Raw genomic sequence first — 21,375 nt, forward strand, 5'->3', positions numbered from 1 at the left:
ACCGGGAGCAGCTGCATACGGCATTCTATCGCGCACGCGGAAGGGTATTCAGATCTTGCACCCCATTTTCAGTGTGGATTTTGCGCAAATCCCGCCGGCGGCATGCCGCTGGCGGGATCTCGTTTGACCTGCGTTTGGTCCAGACACTGGTGCCCGTGCTCACATCTGGACCGACGACGGTCAGGTCCTTCTGCTTGCTGCCTTCCTGTTACAGGACGCGCTCTTCCCGGAAGGCCCGTCCGAATGACTGCAGCACTGGGTCCAGGAGATAGCGCATTGGTGTATGGGCTCCCGTTTGTATGAACACTTGCGCGGGCATGCCCGGCACCAGCTCAAAGCCGCCTCCGGCCTCCTGGATGTCGTCGGCGGTAACCCGCACCCGAACCGTGTAATACTGCTCTCCCGTCTGATCGTCGGTTTCAGCATCAGCACCAACCTGGAAGACTTGCCCCTTCAAAGGCTTCATGTGCCGCCCCATGAAAGAAGTGAGCTGCACTTTGGCGTCCATCCCGATCAAAACGTTGTCGATGTCGGACGTCCGCAGGCGCGTGTCGAGGATGAGTTCCTCGTTTTGAGGAACGATGGTGAGGATAGGTTCGCCCGGCCGCACGACGCCGCCAACCGTCTTGTAGTTGACCTTGAGTACCCGCCCCTCGATCGGGGAGACGATCTCTGTACGGCTCAGGATGTCGGAAGTGGCAGATAGCGCTTCGTCGGCCTGAGCGATCTCCGCGTTGATTTCCGACAGTTCCTCGGCGATCTTCTCACGTTCTTCGCTGACAGCCGTCAGCTCCGCGATCTTGATTTCCTCGATCTTCTGCCGGGCACGGGCGATCGTTGAACCGATGGCATTGCGCTCCGACCAGAGCTCGGCCCGCTTGCGTTGCAGAGCCAGAAGCTCAGGCTGACGCATGAGACCTTTTTTCATCAGGACCTTTTTGCTTTCCAGTTCCTGGTCCAGCAGAATGATCTGCTGATCCATGCCACCGATCTGAGCCTTCAGACTGTTGATCTCGGCTTCAACCTGGCCAGCCTGCACACGATAGGTGTTCGTCTGCCTGTCGAGAAGCTCACGACGCACCTTGAACTTGATGATCTCGTTGGCCACGAACTGCTGGTAGCTCTTGTCGACCGACATGACCGATGGTGTCTTGACCTCGAAGGTTTCGTCGCCGCGTTCCTGCGCCAGGAGCCGGTCTCTGGTCACCGAATAGCGCTGGTGCTTGCGATAGATCGACAGGTAGTTCGCTGTTGCCAGTGCCTGGTCGAGAACCATGAGAACCTGACCGTTCTTGACGACATCGCCTTCCTTGACATTAAGCTCACGCACGATCCCGCCTTCCAGATGCTGCACCACGCGCAAGCTTCCGTCCGGGCTGACCTTGCCGGCAGCAATAGCGGCCGACGACAATTCCGCGAGACTTGCCCAGATCCCTGTGCCGAAGAAACACACCGCGACGACGACGAAACCCAGGATCCAATGAAGGCGAATGGAGCGTCGGAGCAACGACGCCGGGCTTTGTTCCTTGTTCATCATTGACCTCCCTTTGTATCGTTGGCTGGTGACGCGCCTTTTGCCTTTGCGGGCTGCATCTTGCCTAGTTTCTGCAGAATATCGCTGACCGGGCGAATGGCGTTCTTCATGAATTCCTCGCCCGTTTGCGTCTTCTGAATTGTGCCGTCCGCGAGAGTGATAATCAGATCGACTTTCGAAAGCGCCGATGGTCTGTGGCTGACGATGATGACGGTACAGCCCTTTTCCCGAAGGAGTACAAGACACTCCTGAAGTGCCGCTTCGCCGTCGCTGTCTAGATTGGAGTTGGGTTCATCCAGAATAATCAGCTTTGGCAAACCGTAGATCGCCCTGGCCAGACCGACACGTTGTGCCTGCCCGCCGGACAGGCGAAGTCCACCCGGCCCGATCATGGTTTCATAGCCGTTCGGCAGTCCGTTGATCATGTCGTGGCAGCCCGCGAGGCGCGCGGCAGCCACAACCTTTTCATCCTCCGGCTCTCCCAGCCGGGCGATGTTTTCCTTCACGGTGCCGTGGAGCAGTTCCACGGACTGGGACAGGTAGCCGATATTGCGGCCGAGCTGTTGCGGGTCCCAGTTGCTCATGGCGACACCGTCAAGACGCACCGAGCCGGAGCTCGGATCCATTGCGCCGATGAGCAATTTGCACAAGGTGCTCTTGCCTGACCCGGAGTGACCAACGATTGCATTCAGCGTTGCCGGTTTGACGTCGATGCTGATGTTGCGCAGCAAGGGACGTTCCTGGCCTGAAACAAGCAGATTGACGCCTTTGAGCTGAAGTTGGCCAGCGGGATCCGGCTGCTGCGTCTTGTTGAAGTGAAGCGGGGCTGACAGAAAGATATCTCTCAAACGGCGGTGAGCCTGCATCGCGCCGACAATGCCCCGCCAGGCACCGATGGCCTGTTCGGCAGGGGCAAGCGCCCGCCCCATGATGATTGACGCTGCAATCATTCCGCCCGGTGTGATTTCACCAAGCGTGGCGAAATAGGCCCCGAGGCCCAATACGCTGATCTGTGCCGTGAACCGGATGAACTTGCTGATCGCGGCAGTCTTCGCAGAAAAGGAGGCGACGGCGAAAGTCGAATCGGCCACCTGTTCGTTATCGTTCCGGTAGCGGGCGAGAACACCAGGCAGCATTCCCATGCTGTAGACGCTTTCTGCGTGCTGCGTGGCGATGTCAATCGTCTGCTGCGCCCGCACACGAGCGGCCGCGGCACCAGCCATCCGGCGGCGCGTCACCGTATCGTTCACACCTGCGATCATGACAATCAACACGCCGGCTGCTATGGCGACGAAGCCGAGGGCAGGGTGAATGAGAATAATGGCACCGATAAAGAGGGGCACCCACGGCCCGTCGAAGAAGGGCAGTACGCTCGAACTGCCAACGAACTGCCGGATGGTCGCAAGATCGTTCATGGCATGGGAGTGGGATCTTCCCGTGGACCTTGCCGTTTGAATGATTGCATGAAGCAGATCGGCATGGACAGTCGCGTCCCACCACTTCGCAATGCTGGCGAGGATGGACCCGCGGATAGCGTCTAGAACCGCAATCACGGCCAGAAAGAAAATGACGAACATTGTCAGGAAGACGAGCGTTTCGAGATGACCGCTCTGCATGACCCGGTCGAAGATCTGCTGCATGTACAGAGGGGACGCGAGGGTGCCGAGATTGACAAAGATCGAAAAGAAACCAACGGCAAAAAAGCCGGCCCAGGAAGAGCGATAGACCTTGAGAGCGGGATAAACGCTTTCCCTTGCGCTGCGCACAGCCATGTAGACTCTCCAAAAAATAAATAAAAGGGGAGGAGAGGGCGCTTGCGCCCTCTCCGGGAACCTCAGGATCAGCTGAGCAGCGGACCGTCGCCGTCATCGTTAAATGTCGGGATGAGCATCTCGGGGATGTCACCGCCACCGTCAGTGGTCCAGTCGTCGCCACCGAAGGTGTTCGTCTTGTCCGGATCTACCGACAGTTCGATATCGAACTCGGCGGAGTTGGAGACGGCGTCATTGACGTCCACCACAGTCATTGTACCGGACATGTTGGCGGTTTCGCCCTGATCCATTACCTGGGCCATAATGCGTTCCAGGTTATGGTTGAAAGTAACGCTGCCGTCGGCCTCCCCGATGTTCAGAAGACCTGCGGCTTCCAGATCGGCGATATCCAGCGTTACCTGATGGCCTGAGATGGACAGGCTGAGAGTGCCCGAGATCTCATCGATCTGGAGCGTTTCGGTTTCACCATCGTCAACGTCGTTGGCATTCAACAGCTCAAGAAGATTGAAGCTGCTTTCGTCGTTGTTCGAGTTGCTGTGAACAACAGTGAACGTACCCGTGTAGTTCTCAATGGTGGGGGCATCGTTCGAGCCGTTGATGGTGATGGTTACGTCCGTCGTGACGGTGCCACCGTTATTGTCGGAAACCGTAACCGTGTAGATTTCCTCAACACTGTCACCAACGTTGAGCGCCTGAACATCGGCGTCGGACTGGTCAATGGTGTAGGTCCATTCACCGGTATCCTCGTCGATGCTGAATTGCCCGAGCGATCCGTCAAGAACGGACGCCGAGTAAGTCAGAACATCCCGAATGTCGACATCTGCGCCCACGATCAGGCCAGAGGCAACGTCGGTACCTGCTTCATCAACACCAGCTTCCGTCACCTCGCCCAGGATGTCTGCAGAGGTAATTGTCGGATCGTCGTTGGTGCCGGTCACGACAACCATGACTTCCCGAGTATCCGTCTCTCCGCTGTCGTCCGTAACGGTCAGCAGGTACTTGACTTCCAGCTGTTCGTCTTGGGCAAGGAAGTCCAGTGCCGTTGCGGCAATTGCGAACGTCCAGGTGGCGGTTCCGTTGTTGCCGGAACCAGCCGGTTGCTGCACCGTCAAGGCGCTCTGGAAGGCAAGTGCTTGTGCCTCCGTCAGCGCGAAGCCACTGCCTTCGACTGGTTTGACAGAGGTGAACTGAGCAGTCACTTCCGGCGTGTCGGACAGGTCGAGGTCGGCGAAGGAAACCTCACCGGATGTCTCAAGCTGTGCCGGTGTGTTGGCTTCCTCAAGAGCACCTTCGAAGACGCCTCCCGAGAACACCGGTCCATCATTGGTACCAGTGATGGTGATGGTGATCTGGGTGGTGTCGGTGCCTTCGGGGAACCAGTTCCGATCGCTGACTTTCACGTCGAACGTCAGGGTCAGGGTTTCACCATCTGCCAACCAGTCGAGTGGAGCCGAGCCGTTGTAGGCATAGGTGAATTCAACATTCCCGTCCGGTCCCTTGGGCACGGAGAAGATGTTGTCCAGTTCGTTGCCGCTGGTGAAGTCGAAATTGCCGGCCATCAGAAGGCTGCTGATATCGACACCGTCCGGAAGATCTCCTTCCGAATAGTCCGGAGAGCCGGAGCCTTCAACCGAGATGTAGAGCGTGTCGCCCAGATCCGGATCGTCGACCACGATGTTGCCGGTCAATTCTCCGATACTCTGCGGATTGGCGTCCAGTGCTTCGTCAATTGCAAAGTCAAGAACGCTCTGCTCGACGAGGATATCCGGCTGGTCGTTGGTACCGATGATGGTCACGGTGACCGGGCGCTCAACGAAGGAGTCCGGGTCATTCGTGTCCTGAACCCGAAGCGTGTAGTCGATCGTGAGGACATCGCCTTCTGCAAGGAAGTCAATGGCCTTGTCCTGGACCTTGTAGGAATAGGTTACCCGGCCCTGGTCGTCGAACTGGTCGAATGTCCAGAAGAGGAAATTCGAGTCATTGGCCGTCAGAGCAGCGTGGATATCGCCCGGCATTTCCAGAATGTCGCCGGCACCGGAGGCCAGGGACAGGTTAGGTTCGCTGATCTGGACCTCAAAATTGTCCGGATTGACGACCGTGTCCGGATCGTTGACCTCGAAGACACCACTGCGGGAATGGACGAAACCCTGGTCCTCCGCATCCGGAAATTCCACGATGGGCAGGAAGTTCAGGGAGAGGTCCCCGCCAATCGTCGGAGCATCATTTGTGCCCGTGATCGTGATGGTGACATCCTGCTCGACGACACCGCCGTTGCCGTCATCGACCGTCACGGTGTAGACCACTTTGACCTGTTCTTCAGCGGCCAGGAAGTCGAGATGCTCTTCCGCGACGCTGTAAGACCAGTTGATCGTGCCGTTGTTCGCGTTGCCCGGATCAGCGGACAGCCCGAATCCAGCCTGAATATTTGCAATCTGGCTGGCGGTCAGGCCGACCCCATCAAGACCTTCAACGCTCTTGACTGCGAAGGTTGCCGTCGGCGTATCGGAGAGGTCGAGATCGGTGAACTCGATTGAGCCGGTGTCGGACAGGGTTGACGGATCGCCTTCAACGATGGAACCGCTTACGTCGACCGCAGTCAGCGTCGGAACGTCATTGGTACCGGTGATGGTGATGGTGATCTGGGTGGTGTCGGTGCCTTCCGGGAACCAGTTCCGATCGCTGACTTTCACGTCGAACGTCAAGGTCAGGGTTTCACCATCTGCCAGCCAGTCGAGATCGGCCGAGCCGTTGTAGGCATAGGTGAATTCAACATTCCCGTCTTCGCCCTTCGGCACGGAGAAAATGTTGTTGAGTGCAGACCCGCTGGTAAAATTGAAATTGCCTGCCGTCAGAAGGCTGTCGATATCGACACCATCCGGAAGATCGCCTTCCGAATAGTCCGGCGAACCATTGCCTTCGACCGAGATGTAGAGCGTGTCGCCCAGATCCGGATCGTCGACCACGATGTTGCCGGTCAATTCGCCGATACTCTGCGGATTGGCGTCCAGTGCTTCGTCAATTGCAAAGTCAAGAACGCTCTGCTCGACGAGGATATCCGGCTGGTCGTTGGTACCGATGATGGTCACGGTGACCGGGCGCTCAACGAAGGACTCCGGGTCATTCTTGTCCTGGACCTTAAGCGTATAGTCGATCGTGAGAACATCGCCTTCGGCAAGGAAGTCGATGGCCTTGTCCTGGACCTTGTAGGAATAGGTTACCCGGCCCTGGTCGTCGAACTGGTCGAATGTCCAGAAGAAGAAGTTCGAGTCATTGGCAGTCAGGGCAGCGTAGATATCGCCCGGCATTTCCAGAATGTCGCCGGCACCGGAGGCCAGGGACAGGTTCGGTTCACTGATCTGGATCTCAAAATTGTCCGGATTGACGACTGTGTCCGGATCGTTGACCTCGAAGACCCCGCTGCGGGAATGGACGAAACCTTGGTCCTCCGCATCCGGAAATTCCACGATGGGCAGGAAATTCAGGGAAAGGTCACCGCCGATTGTCGGAGCATCGTTGGTGCCGGTGACCGTAACCTTGAATTCGGCCTTGTCGCCCCCGACGACCTGATAAACGAAGGTATCGACACCTTCCTCGCCTTCGGCGAGACGGTTCGCTTCATCGGAATAGACGTAACTGGCATCGCCCGTTTCGACGTTCAGCAACAAGGTGCCGTATTTGCCCTGCACCTCCAGCAAGCCATCTCCATCAGGGACGGTATCGACGTTGACTTCCGCGCCACCGGCACCTTTGAAAGCCAGCTGGTTGATTACCTGGCCGCCAGTTTCGCCGAGTTCGTCGTCATTGCCCAGAACGTTGAAAGTTGCGGCGACTTCGGCTTCGTCGTCGTCGGAGGTCTCGGTGACGTCGATTGCATCATTGTGGGCGACGAGCGCACCATCCGTGACGCTGAAAAGATTGATATCACCGACTTCACTGCCTTCGCCGAACTGAACCAGTTCGATGTTGTAAAGGGTCGTCGTGCCGGTGTCGTTTTTGATACTGACGGAACCGTCTTCGTTGGTTTTGATCTCGTAATCTTCGGCTTTGCCGGTGAACTGGGCGACGTCCTTGTTACCGCCGCGACCATCGATGACGTCACTGCCGCCATTACCGAAGAAAATGTTGTTCAGGCCGTTGCCGAGCAGAACGTCGCTGTTGACCGTACCGATGGCATTCTCGATGGATGACAGCAGGTCGATGTCACCACCCTTGCTCACGGCGATACCGCTGCGCAGGTCGATGAAGATGCCGTTCTCTGTTCCGTTCAGGTAGGAGTAGTCGATCGTATCTACATCGTCACTCCCGAGCAGGATGTCGATGCTGCCGTAACCGACAAGCATATCGTTACCGCTTCTGGCAAGAACGATATCAAGACCCGCTGTTCCTTCGAGCGGTACATCGGCACCCGTTGTCCCGTTAACAAAATTGATACTGGAAACATCCGGCGCCGGGTCGCTGCCATCTTCTTCGATGTAGGTACCCACGACGTCAATGTCGTTGACCGAAGAAGTATTGTTCTTGATGTCGGCCAGAGTTGCGCGGATTGAGTCAAAAAATTCCGATAGATTTATATTATTAGGCATTATTCCATTCCTCACTCGCTCCACCGGCTAACTGCGAGAGACAACCGGTGATTATAGAACGGGTGTCAAAATCACCCTTGCTGAAATGCGCGAGCAGGATTGTCAGACTGCTTCAAAATGAGCCATTCCCCAAATGGGGACTGTGCGGGTCAGAAAATTTTTTAACCATGTCTTTAGGTCAATTCCGCAAAAGCCGTAGCGTAATCAAGGGGTAGTGGAAATGTTTAGAGTTTCAATGCGTTAAGCAAAGTTAACGGGCGGTTCTGGCGCCTATCTAGGCATAATTAACTAATTATAAATTTTTTCGATGGATCGAAAAATTATTTGTTACCGCGCTGCGGGATTGATTCCCTCTTGGGTTGTGTGTACGATTGCATAGTTTTGATGCTGTTATTATTGATAATATTTACGTTGATTCAGATGTTGTCTTTTAGAAATGTGCGAGCAATTTGATAAACTTATCTCAGAATTGTACGAGGCTGTAGAAAGCAAGGAGCTGTTCTATTTAACTCTTTCGAAAATTGTTTCTTATCTTGAAGCATCCCAGTCTCACCTTTGTCTTCTTGGAGAGGAGAACTCATCGGTTGGACTGAATTTTACCGCAAATATGGACCCGGAATTCCTCAAGGAATTCCAAGAACATCATGTCAATCACGATTATCGGCTGAAGCTCATTGCCAAGGCGCGCATAGGGGAGGTCTTGATGGACGATCAGTTAACTACAGCGGACGGGTTACGTTCCAGCCCGATCCTCAATGATCTTTTTCCCAGGTCCGGTGTGAACAGGATCATGGGCAACAACATCTCGGTTGACGGGGGGGCAGGGTGGTTTGGCGTCACAAGCCTTCGCAAGGACGGGGGGTTCTCGAAAGAGGTGGTGGCGGATTTTTCTAAGCTCGTCGTGCATGCCAGGAAGGCGCTTAATCTCCGGCAACTGCGGAATGAAGTCGCAGAGCGGGAGCAGGTTCACAGGTCCGCCAACGATTCGCAGACCCACGCAATCATCATGCTTGCCAATGGTGAGGTTGAATATGCGAACCAACTGGCAAGGGAAATGCTCGACCATGGTTTTGTGCGGATACAGAACGGCAGACTGGTCTGCCGCGATCCGGCGGAGCAAAAAAAGGTGGAGGCGGTTCATCGGCGTGTGCGCAACGGTGAAGCGCCTCTGGTGCGTCTTCTCGACAAGAAAACGGATTCGACCTATGCCGTTCAGGTGTTCAACCCGCTTCCCCGTTTCGTTGACGGGCGGCTGGAGCCGGCGCGCTGGGTGACCTACAAGATCGTGCAGCTCAATCCTCAGGACATTCTGTCGTCGCGGACGCTGGAGCGTATTGCCGAGTTCTACGGGTTGAGTGTCGGCGAAAGCGCGACAATTGCTGCAGTCATAGAAATGCAACCGCTGGCGGAGTATTCCCGCAGCAAAGGTGTTCAGCAGGACACTGTGCGGAAACAGTTGAAAGCCGCAATGACCAAGATGGGGGTCAATTCGCAGAAACAGCTTTTCCAGCTTTACGAGCGTTTCAAGGTCTTCGAATAACGGCTCCGAAAAACCTCGGTTCTTTATATATTTAATGATATTCGTGTGCGCCCCTGTCTGTTTTCTATGAAGATCTGGTGGCGTTTTTGAAGAATGCACAACAAGACCGGTCCGAACGGCCCGAAGGCCGTCCGGAGAGACTGCGTTATGGCTTCAGGTGTTCGCGGAACCATTCGACCGCTGGTTCGGATGAGGCGTCGAAATCATCCACATAGGCGTCGAAATGACCGCCGCTTAGCGTTACGAGCCGTTTTGGACCAAGAGCCTCCTCGTAGGCTTCCAGTGCAAGGTCGGAAACCGTGAGCACGTCGCCCAGGGCCACAACGATCATCATGGGTGTTGGGCTGACGTATTTGGCGTAGCTGATAGGTTCGTATTCGGTGAACATCTCGACGGAGCGCAAAGTCACCTCGTTGTGCCAGGATGGTGCACGGGTCTTGCCGGTCTCGGTGAACCAGGTCCAGCTGTCGGGTGTGGGCAAGGCGGAGGGCGCTGCCGGATCCTCGGCAACCACCGGGATCATCGCCGGCGGCTCACCGTTCATCCGGGCCCGGCGGTCATCATCGAACATCGCCTGCACACCGGCCAGATAGTCTGCGCGGATGAGGCGGCGCACATTTCTGTGTCCGCTGGCCAGCGGTACCTGGGCGACGACGCATTTTACCCGTCGATCCAGCGCTCCCACCACCATGACGTGGCCGCCGCTGTAGCTCGAACCCCATATCCCGATCCGATTTGCATCGGTTTCCGGCAGTGTTTCGGCCCAGGTGATAGCGTCCCGATAGTCGCGAACCTGTTCCCACGGGTCGATTTCGTAACGCGGCTCGCCGTCGCTTGCTCCGAAATTGCGGTTGTCGAAGACTATTGAGGCGAGCCCCGCAGCAGCAAAAGCCTCGGCGAAGCGGTCGAGGTACATTTCCTTCACGGCCGAAAACCCGTGTGCCATCACAATGGTTGGCACAGGCCCCGAAGCGTTGTCGGGTACATAGTGCCACCCGCGCAACGTGACGCCATCTTCTGTCTTGAACTCGATATCCTTGCGCATGTGTCTGCGTCCTCCCTTGCAGCTTCGATACCGGTTTCGCTGACGGTCCTCTCCCCGCCATCGGTCCGGCATCTGGTAAATTTCCCCGGTTCGCCTAAACTCGGAGAGCGGGCGAGACATCGGGAGGAGCGTATGTTGAGCCAAGCAGGAGGTTCGGTCTTGCCGGCGCATGCGCCGGGACTTGATCATCCGCGCACAAAAAAACGCCGAAAGGCGCGCCCGGGAGGAGACAAGACAATGGATGCCGAGACCTGGTCAACGCAATCCCTTCGTGGCCCTGTTCAATTCGAGGCCTGGCGTCATGCCTTGAGCCGTACGCACCTGGATTGGGATCTCAAATCCTCCGAAACGTCAGATTTCCACGCGGAAATTTGCGAGCGCATTCTCGATGGGATCCGCGTCGTCGAATGCTGTTGCGATCCCTGTGAGGGTTCACGCCGCAAACCCGAACTGTGCCACAGCGATGAGGCCTATTTCGGCGTGCTATTCGAGCTTAGTGGCCATGAGATCATTCGACAGGGAGACCGTCAGGCTGAGCTTTCGGCGGGGGACTTCGTGCTGTGGGACAGCGAGCGCGAAATGGATTTCAAGGTTACGAGCCGGCTGCACAAACTCACGCTGCTGATCCCGAAATTCCGGGCCAAGCGCCTGGACTGGAACATTGAGCGGTTTGCTGGAACCGTGGTCAAGAATTCGAGCGCCGTCAGCGGCATATCGGCCGAAGCGCTTCGGCGGCTGGCGCGAGACTTCACAACAATCGAGGAAAAAGAGGCCGAAGCTGTCATGCAGCCGATCCTGAGCCTCTTGATGGCCACGCTGACCACCCGGCAGGAGCCTCCTCCGGCGTCGCTTGCGCACCGGGACCACTTTGCCGCTTTTTGCCGCTTTATTCGGAACAACCTGGAAGACGGTCGCCTCGACCCCACAATGGTGGCCGAGGCGCATGGCGTTTCGCTGCGATATCTCCATACGGTGTTTGCGCACAACAACGACACGTGCTGCAACTTCATGCGGCGCGAGCGGTTGCGCCGCTGTCATGCGGATCTCTCGCGGCCGCATTGCCGCGACACGATCACCGAAATTGCTTTCCGATGGGGGTTCAACGACGCGGCCCATTTCAGCCGTGCCTTCAGGGCAGAGTTCGGCATCGCCCCCAAGACACTGCGCAAGAAATAAGACTATGCCCCGCCCACCGGCAAAGGGGCGAATGTCAGAGGCGTTCCTGGGTAAACATTGAAGCCTTTGGGAATAAGCCCGAGCCTTGAAACGGGTCCGTTGCGTTTGCTTGGCACATGCACGCTGAGAGCAGCACCTGCGGTCTATCGTGCCGCGATGCGCTCGCAAAGCGCAGGCTGCCATTTGTTCGGATGAGCCTATGGCAACAACACGCCACCCAGGACCAGCCGCTTATCGCCGTTCGCGCGGTTCGCCAATCGACATGGCGGCCATATGCCGTCTCTTGGTGAGCCCGCACGATGCCAAGGCATCAGACTGCGACACCGGTGAACGCACCCGGGACGACCAGCTTCACTCTTCCGCGTAGTAGCCGACAACATCACCCTCTGTGCTGACACCAAGCCCGTTCAACTGCCGGTTCACGTAGTTGAAGTATCCGATGATCTGATTGGCTTCCAGGATACGGCCGTCATCGACTCCTGCGTTTCGAAGGGCGACAATATCTGCTTCGACCATGTCTCCGGGATGAAGCGTCAGTTTCTCTGCATAGCGCAGTAGAGCCAGCTCCGGACCATCGAAGGCATCTTCGGGTTTTCGCTGTTCCAGTGCAGTCTCGACCTTTCGTGCCTTTTCGGGGTCGCCTATCAGATGGGCCGCGTTCTTCCAGTGGTTTGCATAGGAGTAGGCGCAGTTGTTGAGGCTCGACACATAGGAGCTGATGACCTCCTGAAACCACATCGGGATCGCGTTCGACTCGTCGTGAAGACACGCGCGGTAGAGCCTGATGTGGCCGATCATGGTCGATGGACGGAGAGAATGAACCCGCATCACGTTGTCGACGGTGCCATGAGGCGTGCGGGCGAGCTCAAGCGCTGCTGTCAGCGTTTCATCGGCTTCTTCGTCGGAAAGCATGCGTATCCAGGCAGACATTATCTATTCCTCTTTTTCACAAGGGAGGGGCAGCGAAACACCGGTGTCGGCAAGCGCATCATGGGCGGCAATTGGGCAGCGTCTCCGTCATGATGCGGAGAAAGATCATTGCAGGCAGGATCGGCCAAATGATCAGGTGGGAACGCCCGGCCCAGCCGTCGAAAAGACAACGGATTTTCATACCGTCACCCTCCAAAGGGCAGACTTGTCCAGCCGTGCCTCTTGCTTTTCTCAGCACGGCCGCCCCTCTGGAGGCTCCTGTATCGCCAACGCCGAGGTTCAAGCCCTTTTTCCTGCAATGCGGTCCATTGAATTGCATTCAGATCGATCAATCAGGCGCTCATTGAATGGTCAGTTGCAGGTATTTTGCGCAGTTGGACCGTCGCCGTCTTTTTCACATTAGACACTACTTAACATAAACTGATAGTCTAAATAAGTGGCAATAACGAAAGGCGCGACATTGACCGACGCACCCGTGATCAGGGCCCGGAAACTCGACAAGTTCTACGGTGATTTTCACGCATTGAAAGGTGTGAGCATCGATGTTGAGAGAGGCGAGAGGGTGGTCATTTGCGGGCCGTCCGGCTCCGGAAAATCAACCCTGATCCGTTGCTTCAATGCGCTTGAGTTCCACCAGGGGGGCAAACTCTTCGTGGATGGCATGGAAGTCTACGAAGGGGCGAAAAACATAACCTTGCTGCGACAGCAGGTCGGGATGGTTTTTCAGCAGTTCAATCTCTTTCCGCATCTCACGGTCCTGGAAAATCTTGTGATCGGCCCGCAAAAAGTGCGCGGGATTTCGCGGAAAGCGGCGGAAGCGACCGCTCGCAAGTTCCTTGAGCGTGTGCGTATTCCCGATCAGGCTGACAAGTATCCTCGGCAGTTGTCGGGTGGGCAACAGCAGAGGGTGGCGATCGCGCGGTCTCTTTGCATGGAGACCCGGATCATGCTGTTCGACGAGCCCACGTCCGCACTCGATCCTGAAATGATCAACGAGGTTCTGGAGGTCATGGTCGAGCTGGCTCATGACGGCATGACGATGGTTTGCGTGACGCACGAAATGGGATTTGCGCGAAAAGTCGCCGACAGAATGGTCTTCATGGACGCTGGCGAGATCGTCGAAATGGCCGACCCAGACACGTTTTTCAATCATCCCCGCAGCGAGCGCTGCAGGGATTTTCTCGACAAGATCCTGGACCACTGATGGCCGGCGTCACGTCCTCAGAAAATGTCATGCCGTCTCGGCCCCCGCTGTCCCGCCGGGTGGCGGGATCAACCGGATTCGCACTTCTGATGTACGCGGGCCTTATGGGTTTAATCGTTTACGGTGCCTACTCCGGCGCTGCGCGCATGGGCTACAATTGGCAGTGGTACAACATTCCACGCTATATCTACCGGTTTACCGACAATGGGTTCCAGGCAGGGGAGCTCATTGTCGGCCTCGGTATGACCCTCTTTCTTTCGTTGGGCGCGTTTCTGCTGGCTGTCGCCATTGGTCTTGCCATGGCGTTGCTGAGGCTCTCGAACCTCGTCATCGGCAAATGGCTGTCCATCGCCCTTCTGGAATTTCTGCGGAACATGCCTCTGCTGGTTCTGGTCTATCTTTTCTACTACGTGCTGGGACCGATTTTTACCTGGAGCCGCATTACGGCTGCGGTCATCTGCCTGGGCGCATTCCACGGCGCATTGGTATCGGAGATCATTCGCAGCGGCGTCAAATCGGTCGCCCAGGGACAATGGGAAGCCGCAAAGTCCATCGGCATGACCAAGGGCCAGGCCTACCGCTACATTATTCTTCCGCAGGCGGTGCCCCTGATGCTGCCGCCCCTCACAAACGAAGCAATTCAGCTGGTCAAATCCTCCGCGATTGTCAGTGTCATTGCCGTTGCAGAGCTCACGACCGTGGGGCGCAACCTGGTATCCGACACATACATGAGCTTCGAGATCTGGTTCACCGTAGCGCTCATCTATCTGGCAATAACGCTGACGATGTCCTTCGGCGTTTCCGCACTCGAAAGCCGTATCGGACGGCATGAATAACAAGACATACGAGTCGTCTGACCGGAACCACCCTCCAGAGAAAGGAATTTGCATGAGACCGACAAGAAGAACCATAGGCTTACTACTGGCCGCAGCTCTTGCCGTTGTTGGCACTGGCCCGGCCCTTGCGCAGTCCGCCACCCAGGCGCTGAGCAGCGAAAGCGTGATCGAATCCATAAAGAGCGAAGGGGTGATCAAGGTCGGCGTTTCGCTCTTCAAACCCTGGACCATGCGGGACGTCAACGGCGATCTCATCGGTTTTGAAATCGATGTGGCCGCAAAGCTCGCCGACGACATGGGGGTTGACGTGGAGTGGATCCCGACTGCCTGGGACGGCATCATTCCCGCACTGGTTTCAGGTCAGTTTGACGTGATCATCTCCGGCATGTCGATCAATCCGGCACGCAATCTGACGGTCAACTTTACCGATCCCTATGCCTTTTCCGGCCAGACCATTCTTGCCAACACGAAGATGACAGAGGGCTTTTCGCTTGAGGACTACAACAGCCCGGATGTGACCTTCGCCGTGCGCCGCGGCGCGGTCGCGGTTGAGATCATCGCCGCGACCTTTCCTGAAGCCAAAGTGGTCCAGTTCGATGACGAGGGAGCCGTAATTCAGGAGGTTCTCAACGGCAAGGCCCATGCGATGATGGGGTCCGAGCCGGCACCGTCGACCGAAGCGCGCCGCTATCCCGATGTCGTCAACGTGCCGTTTGATTATGCCTTCCAGGCGACGGGCGAAGCCTTCGCCATCCGCAAGGGAGATCCGGACGCGCTCAACTTCTTCAACAACTGGATCGGGGTCAACACCAGGAACGGCTGGTTGAAGCAGAGGCACAACTACTGGTTCCGCTCCGACGAGTGGGCCGATCAGATCCCGGAATAAACGATGCCACGCCACGGGAGCGGGACAGGCCGTCCCGCTCCAATCCGCAGTGAACGCACATCCGTGAAAGGACCAAGATGCGGCTTCTGAAACGACTTCACTGGGGTGACTGGCTTATCCTGGCGGTCCTGCTTTCGGGCGCTATCTTCTTCGCCTTTCAGACGGCCGAAACGCTCAATTACAAATGGCGCTGGCACCTGATCCCGAACTACATCCTGGGCTGGCATACCAGACGTCAGGAATGGTTCGCCAATCTGCTTCTGCAGGGACTGGCCGTGACCGTCAGGATCTCCATATGCGCCTCTTTGCTGGCGGTTCTTCTGGGCGTTATCCTCGGTCTTGCGCGAACGTCGCGAAACCTGACCGTCCGTCTGCTGGCGCGCACATATGTGGAACTTCTTCGCAATATTCCGCCGGTCGTTGTCGTTTTCATCTTTTTCTTTTTCCTGTCCCAGCCGCTCATCGAAGCCCTCGGTCTGGAGCGCTGGGCACGCGGTATCGCGCGATCGGAAAATAATGCGGTCTGGGTGTTTGTCTTCGGCGACATGCGCCTGTTTCCGCAGCTTGTTGCCGGAACGATTGTGCTCGCCCTGTTCGAAAGCGCCTTCGTTGGCGAAATCGTCCGCGCCGGCATTCAGGCCGTGCCGAATGGACAGCGCGAGGCCGCCAGATCTATCGGGATGAACTACTGGCAGGAAATGCGATACATCGTTCTGCCGCAGGCCATCAGAAAGGTCATCCCGCCGCTGGCGAACCAGTTCATTTCGCTGATCAAGGACAGCTCGATTGTCTCGCTGATCTCCGTTCAGGAGCTGACGTTCAAGACACTGGAACTCGTCGCATCCACACGGCTGATATTCGAGGCCTGGCTGACGTGCGCCGGGTTCTATTTTCTCATCTGCTTCGGACTGTCGCAGCTTTTTTCGCGTTTGGAAGAATGACCTGCCGGCGGCTTGAAAAGAGAGGCGTCCGTGATGGGGGCCTGTTCGCGCACTTCATCGTGCAGCCAGTTCCGAATGGCGGAAATGCGCTCGGACTCGACCGCGGCCTTCGGGCAAACGATCGAATAGGAGTAATGCGACGTCGCCAGCTCCGGAAACGGACGAACCAGGCGACCGGCTTCCAGTTCGTCGACCACCAGCGGTTCTCTGCCAAGCGCAACCCCGAAGCCGCGGACCGCGGCCTGCACAACCATGTTCGACTGGCCGAACTGCATGGAGCGGGCCGGTTGCGGCAAGCTCCAGCCCATCTCCTTCGCCCAGTTCTCCCACGTCGGCGGCAGACCGTCGCTCTGACTGACGTCATCGACAAGCAGCGTATGGTTCGCGAGGTCTTCAACGCAGTTCAAAGGGGTTTTCTGGAGCAGCTCCGGCGAACAGACCGGGAAGAGGCGTTCGTGCATGAGCGTCTCAACGTGCAGCCCGGGATACGTGCCGCTGCCATACCTGATGGAGACATCCGCCTCGTCGACCGCAAAATTCGGAGGGATCTGCGATGTGACGATCGACACCTCGTACTGAGGATGGCGAAGGTTGAAGTTGATCAGTCTCGGAATGAGCCAGATGTATGCAAAGCCGGGAAGCGCAGACAGGACAATCGTCAGATTAGGCTGATTGGCATCGCGGATTTCGTGACACACCGTCGCGATATTATTGAAGTTTTCCGCCACTGCCGCAGCCAGACGGCGACCGTCCTCGGTCGGTTGCGTGCGGCCCGGTTTCCGATCCACGAGCCTGCGGCCAAGCCATTCCTCGAGCGATTTGACCTGTTGGCTGACAGCACTCTGGGTGACGGCAAGTTCTTCGGCAGCGCGGGCAAAACCTTGCAGTCGGACCACAGCCTCGAAGGCGCGCAACGCGGTGAATGGCAAGTTCGAAATCATATTAGTTGTTCTAATGCCTGAATTAGAAGAGTTCAATTCACTGTCGCGTCAGGAGATCTGGCGTGGGCTGGAGACAGAGGCGGAAATCTTTTGTTTGCGAGAAGATCATGACCCAAATTGCCAGTAATCTGAGGCTCGGCGCGGAAAATCTGCTTATGAACTGCGCGGGCGTCCGTTCCGGCCAGAGCCTGCTTGTCATCGCGGAGGATCCGGCCTGCGGCATGTATGGCGAGGGGCTGGCCGATGCCATCGCGGATGTGGCGCGAGATCTTGGCTGCGACGTCACCGTGACGGTTCTGCCATTCGATCCAGGACAGGCCGACAACTCCGACGACATTCTGGCGTCCATGGAACCGCACGATCAGACGGTGTTCCTTCACCGCGTCGGCGATCAGTTGCGCTTCAGTTCGGTGCTGGCATCGAAGCGGCCAATCGTGTGTTACGCACTGGATCGTGAGATGCTCGCCTCCGGCTTCGGCCAGACGGATCATGACGCGATGATCGAGCTCAAGAATCTCGTCAACCGGGCTCTGGCTGGCGCGCAGGACATTCACCTGACATGCCCGCTCGGGACGGACGTCAGGGGCGGCAGAGCGCAGTTTCCGAACTCCGGCAGCGACACATCGGTAGTCCGGTTCCCGCAATCCGTTTTCACACCGGTCCCGGGCTCGGGCTTCCGGGGAACGGTCGCGCAGGCGGGTTTTCTCGTTGGCACAGGTTCAAACTATTACGATCCCTATGGTGTGGAACTCAGGGACACGCTTTTCATCGCGTTTGAAGACGAGCGGATTACCGGTTTTGACGGCAGCGCCGAAGACGTCGCAGCCGCGCGCAAACACTATTGCCACGTAGCGGATCAACTCGGGATCGACCCCTGGGTCATGCACTCCTGGCATGCGGGCATTCACCCGGGATGCGCGTTCAAGGACAGCGCCGGCGCCAGTCTGGAGCGCTGGTCCGGTGGGGCATTCGGCAATCCCCGGCTGCTTCACTTCCATACGTGCGGCAACTATGCGCCGGGCGAGATATCGCTGAATATCGTTGACCCGACGGTCCTCATTGACGGCGTCCCGGTCTGGCAGGAGGGAAGGTTTTTTCCAGGCAGGCTGGCAGGCGGCGAGGAATTGCTCGACCGGTATGAACAGCTGGGCGCTCTTTTTCGCGCTCCTGCCCAGGAGATTGGTCTGTCGGCAAACGGACGCCTGCAATTCGAGGCATAGCGGCGTCCGCGTGGGGCAGGTGTCGCGGCTGCCTCCTGAGACAGCAGCCCACCCTTTTTAAGCCTTGCGATAGCTGAAAGCTTTTTCGAAGCGCCAGAGAAGGTAGTCGCCGCATGTGATGGGATCGGCCGAAGCAGTCTCCGGTCCGAAGACATCGCGGGCATCGATTTGGGTTTCCGGGTTGGGATCGTATGCCAGGACAAGCGACAGGCGTTCGCGTCCTGAGCTGTTTACCACCCGATGCGGCGTGGACTTGTAGGCACCGGCAGTCCAGCGTGCCAGCAGATCGGCCACATTCACAACCAGCGATCCGGGAACCGGCGGCGCTTCCACCCACTCGCCCTGAGCGTTTTCCACCTGCAGTCCGCCGACATCATCCTGGCAAAGGACCGTCAGCACGCCGAAGTCGGTGTGCGGTCCAACGCCGAACTGGTCTTTTCCCATCGTATCCGGCTGTGCCGGGTAATAAACGTAGGACGCGCGCGACAGCGGGCGGTCCGTGCTGCGCAGGAAAAAATCTTCCGGGAGGGAGAGGCCGAGCGCAAAGCCTCGCATGAGATGATAGGCGACTTCATGCGCCGCCTCGAAATACGCTTTCGAATGCTGCTCTAACTGGGGAACGAAGTCCGGCCACTGGTTGTTGCCCCGCAGCGGGTGTCCGTCACCTTCCGTCTGTGTGGAAGGTTCCCACCCCCAGATGAAACTTTCCTTCAGATCGGCTTTCGCGTCGTCCTGCATCTTGGCGCCGCCCTGACCGATCCAGCCCCGGTGATGGCTGGAAACGCGGACCGCGTCCTTGCGCTCATTATCTGTCCGGAAAAACGCATAGGCAGTCTCCCGGGCGGAGTTGATCAGCTCTTCCGGAATGCCATGGCCCGTGATGTAGATAAACCCGAGGTCCTTGCTTGCCGCGTGTAACGCGTCGGCAACCGCTTGAGGGTCCGTCCCGTCTCTCAACGGAGAAATATCAATGACTGGAATAACGTCTGCGCTCGTCTTCTTCGCTTCGGCATAGGTCATCTGGGCATTCTCCTCAATTTTCCGGACAGACAGGCATTGCGGCTGCGCTTCAATCTAGCACATTATTTTTTCTAATGCTTATCCTAATGAATTGAAGTCTGCCCGATCTTTGAGCGGTCGCACCTATCCGTTGCCACAGCGAGCCAGGGCGCCGGGTTCGCACCCGGTCTCAGGCACGAGCAAGCCCCGGCTCAAGGCAAAGGGAAGCAGCCAGACCGGTGCCCGGTCGGCTCAGCTTCGGATGAAAGGAAGTTACGAAACCCGAATGGCGCTATGTGTCCATCAGGATTGGTTCTGCAGTCCTAAGAGCGGTCAGATCGGGTTTGGGTACGCCAAATCTCTCGTCGCCGGCGAAGATTGCTTCGATTTCCGCCGCAACGGCCAGAACCCCGAGGTCATCATTTTTTCTGCCGACAATCTGCAAGCCGAAGGGCATGCCGAAATCGTCCCGGCCCATCGGTATGGTGACGGACGGGTGACCGGCAATGGTCGAAGCGTAGGCTAGCGCCAGCCACTGATAGTAGCTGTCTGTCGTGACACCATCGATCTCGGCCGGATAAAGCTCGTGCCAGTCACGCGGACTGATCGTGACGGCAGGAGATAGGACGTAGTCGCAATCGGCAAAGAAACGCTGCCAGTTCCTGTAATAGAGGCTTTGGCGGGTCATGGCGTCGGCGACGTCGAGCGCCGAATAGCCGAGACCTTCTTCCACATTGGCCATGATATTCGGCCCGAAGCGGCCAGGATGTTTCAGCGTATTGCCGTGGTGAGACCCAAGCATCATGACAGCGCGGAGGACCGCGAAAATCCGATCCGCGCCGGTACAGTCGGGTGCCATTTCCTCTGCCACGGCAAAGAGCGGGCCGAGTTTCTCGACACGTTCGCGGAAAGCCCTGCGGATCACCTGCTCGGTCATTGCGAACCCGAAGTCTTCGGTAAAGCCGACTTTGAGGGAGCACAGGTCGCGGCGTGGCAGCGTCGCGAAATCGTCCGGGTTCCAAAGGGTCTTCCCGTCTATCACCGCGGTGAAGGGATCAAGGCTGTCAGGGCGTGCCATGACGGCCAGCATCAGCGCCGTATCGGCGACCGTGCGGGCCATCGGACCGGATGTCGGCAGAGGCATGAGGGCGGTGCCCCTAGTGTCGCCGGGTACGACGCCAGGAGACGGGCGGAAACCGACGACACCGCAGAAGGCGGCCGGATTGCGCAAGCTGCCACCGGTGTCGGACCCGGTGCAAAGTGGTGCCATGCCGGTCGCAAGCGCGGCTGCCGATCCGCCTGACGACCCGGCCGCGCTCTTTGACGGGTCATGCGGATTGCCCGTCGGTCCGTAGACCGTATTGACGGTGTTGGCGCCGGCTGAAAATTCCGGATTGTTGGTTTTTCCGAGCACGACCGCCCCCGCGCGCCGCATGGCGGTGACAATGGCATCGTCCCTGGTGGCAATGTTGTCCTTGAAGATCTCCGACCCGAAAGTCGTCGGCAGGCCGGTGACATCGATCATGTCCTTGACCCCGAAAGGCAGACCATGCACCGGCCCGAGGGGTTCGCCTTTGTGGACGGCTGCTTCCGCCTTTACGGCTTCGTCCCGCAGACGATCGAAATCCGTTGCCACGACGGCATTGATCGCAGGGTTGATCGCCTCGGTTCGGGCGATGCAGGCGTCTGCCAGTTCCACCGGCGACAGTTGGCGCCTGCCGATGAGTTGCCGGGCTTCAATTGCTGTCAAATCTGCGGGGTCGGACAT

Annotated in this window: 15 protein-coding genes; 7 read left to right on the forward strand and 8 right to left on the reverse strand. The window is 57.6% G+C overall.

Translation table 11 applies throughout. From position 1 onward, the window contains the following. Positions 1-208: 208 nt before the first annotated feature. The 3 genes from FMN63_RS09960 to FMN63_RS09970 all read right to left on the reverse strand — a co-directional run bounded on the left by FMN63_RS09960 (position 209) and on the right by FMN63_RS09970 (position 7,889). Positions 209-1,534 (reverse strand): HlyD family type I secretion periplasmic adaptor subunit, encoded by a 1,326-nt coding sequence (locus FMN63_RS09960; RefSeq protein WP_162530011.1) that lies wholly within the window; start codon positions 1,532-1,534, stop codon positions 209-211. Continuing rightward, complete coding sequence (locus tag FMN63_RS09965) at positions 1,534-3,306, reverse strand: type I secretion system permease/ATPase (protein ID WP_148583823.1); 1,773 nt, start codon at positions 3,304-3,306, stop codon at positions 1,534-1,536. Before FMN63_RS09965 ends, FMN63_RS09960 begins: the two co-directional genes overlap by 1 nt. A gap of 68 nt (positions 3,307-3,374) precedes the next feature. Beyond that, positions 3,375-7,889 carry a VCBS domain-containing protein gene (locus tag FMN63_RS09970; RefSeq protein WP_148583824.1) on the reverse strand — a complete coding sequence of 1,505 codons (4,515 nt, stop codon included), beginning with the start codon at positions 7,887-7,889 and terminating at the stop codon, positions 3,375-3,377. Between the two features lie 436 nt (positions 7,890-8,325). Between FMN63_RS09970 and FMN63_RS09975 the strand changes: the two genes are divergently transcribed. Further along, entirely contained in the window at positions 8,326-9,429 is a 1,104-nt protein-coding gene (locus FMN63_RS09975) for a helix-turn-helix transcriptional regulator (RefSeq protein WP_148583825.1), read from the forward strand. 145 nt (positions 9,430-9,574) lie between these two features. On the opposite strand, the gene FMN63_RS09980 is transcribed toward FMN63_RS09975, so the two are convergent. Then, entirely contained in the window at positions 9,575-10,474 is a 900-nt protein-coding gene (locus FMN63_RS09980; protein WP_148583826.1) for an alpha/beta hydrolase, read from the reverse strand. A 237-nt stretch (positions 10,475-10,711) separates the two neighbouring features. On the opposite strand from FMN63_RS09980, the gene FMN63_RS09985 reads away from it, so the two are divergent. Continuing rightward, positions 10,712-11,650, forward strand: coding sequence for an AraC-like ligand-binding domain-containing protein (locus FMN63_RS09985; protein WP_162530012.1), 939 nt, complete (start codon positions 10,712-10,714; stop codon positions 11,648-11,650). Positions 11,651-12,001: 351 nt separating this feature from the next. Here FMN63_RS09985 and FMN63_RS09990 read toward each other — a convergent pair whose 3' ends face one another. Next, positions 12,002-12,580 (reverse strand): peroxidase-related enzyme, encoded by a 579-nt coding sequence (locus FMN63_RS09990; RefSeq protein ID WP_148583828.1) that lies wholly within the window; start codon positions 12,578-12,580, stop codon positions 12,002-12,004. A gap of 460 nt (positions 12,581-13,040) precedes the next feature. On the opposite strand from FMN63_RS09990, the gene FMN63_RS09995 reads away from it, so the two are divergent. From FMN63_RS09995 to FMN63_RS10010, 4 genes are all read left to right on the forward strand, one after another. Continuing rightward, entirely contained in the window at positions 13,041-13,784 is a 744-nt protein-coding gene (locus FMN63_RS09995) for an amino acid ABC transporter ATP-binding protein (RefSeq protein WP_286192578.1), read from the forward strand. Positions 13,785-13,888: 104 nt separating this feature from the next. Beyond that, a complete protein-coding gene (locus tag FMN63_RS10000) occupies positions 13,889-14,620 on the forward strand; it encodes an amino acid ABC transporter permease (RefSeq protein ID WP_209001057.1) in 732 nt (243 codons plus the stop codon). A gap of 52 nt (positions 14,621-14,672) precedes the next feature. Continuing rightward, positions 14,673-15,506 carry a transporter substrate-binding domain-containing protein gene (locus tag FMN63_RS10005; protein ID WP_148583830.1) on the forward strand — a complete coding sequence of 278 codons (834 nt, stop codon included), beginning with the start codon at positions 14,673-14,675 and terminating at the stop codon, positions 15,504-15,506. 77 nt (positions 15,507-15,583) lie between these two features. Continuing rightward, the gene (locus FMN63_RS10010; protein WP_148583831.1) at positions 15,584-16,447 is read left to right on the forward strand and encodes an amino acid ABC transporter permease; all 864 of its coding nucleotides are present in this window, start codon (positions 15,584-15,586) and stop codon (positions 16,445-16,447) included. On the opposite strand, the gene gcvA is transcribed toward FMN63_RS10010, so the two are convergent. Next, a complete protein-coding gene (gcvA, locus tag FMN63_RS10015) occupies positions 16,393-17,388 on the reverse strand; it encodes a transcriptional regulator GcvA (RefSeq protein ID WP_148583832.1) in 996 nt (331 codons plus the stop codon). The genes FMN63_RS10010 and gcvA overlap by 55 nt on opposite strands. 107 nt (positions 17,389-17,495) lie before the next feature. Between gcvA and FMN63_RS10020 the strand changes: the two genes are divergently transcribed. Continuing rightward, positions 17,496-18,608, forward strand: a complete 1,113-nt coding sequence (locus tag FMN63_RS10020; protein WP_148583833.1) for a hypothetical protein — start codon at positions 17,496-17,498, stop codon at positions 18,606-18,608. Positions 18,609-18,665: 57 nt separating this feature from the next. Here the strand turns inward: FMN63_RS10020 and FMN63_RS10025 are convergent, their stop codons facing one another. Both FMN63_RS10025 and FMN63_RS10030 read right to left on the reverse strand, forming a co-directional pair. Beyond that, positions 18,666-19,628: an isopenicillin N synthase family dioxygenase gene (locus FMN63_RS10025; protein ID WP_148583834.1), complete on the reverse strand. Its 963-nt coding sequence runs from the start codon at positions 19,626-19,628 to the stop codon at positions 18,666-18,668. Between the two features lie 271 nt (positions 19,629-19,899). Next, the gene (locus tag FMN63_RS10030; RefSeq protein WP_148583835.1) at positions 19,900-21,375 is read right to left on the reverse strand and encodes an amidase; all 1,476 of its coding nucleotides are present in this window, start codon (positions 21,373-21,375) and stop codon (positions 19,900-19,902) included.

It is taken from the genome of Stappia sp. BW2 (assembly GCF_008107695.1).
Lineage (GTDB): Bacteria > Pseudomonadota > Alphaproteobacteria > Rhizobiales > Stappiaceae > Roseibium.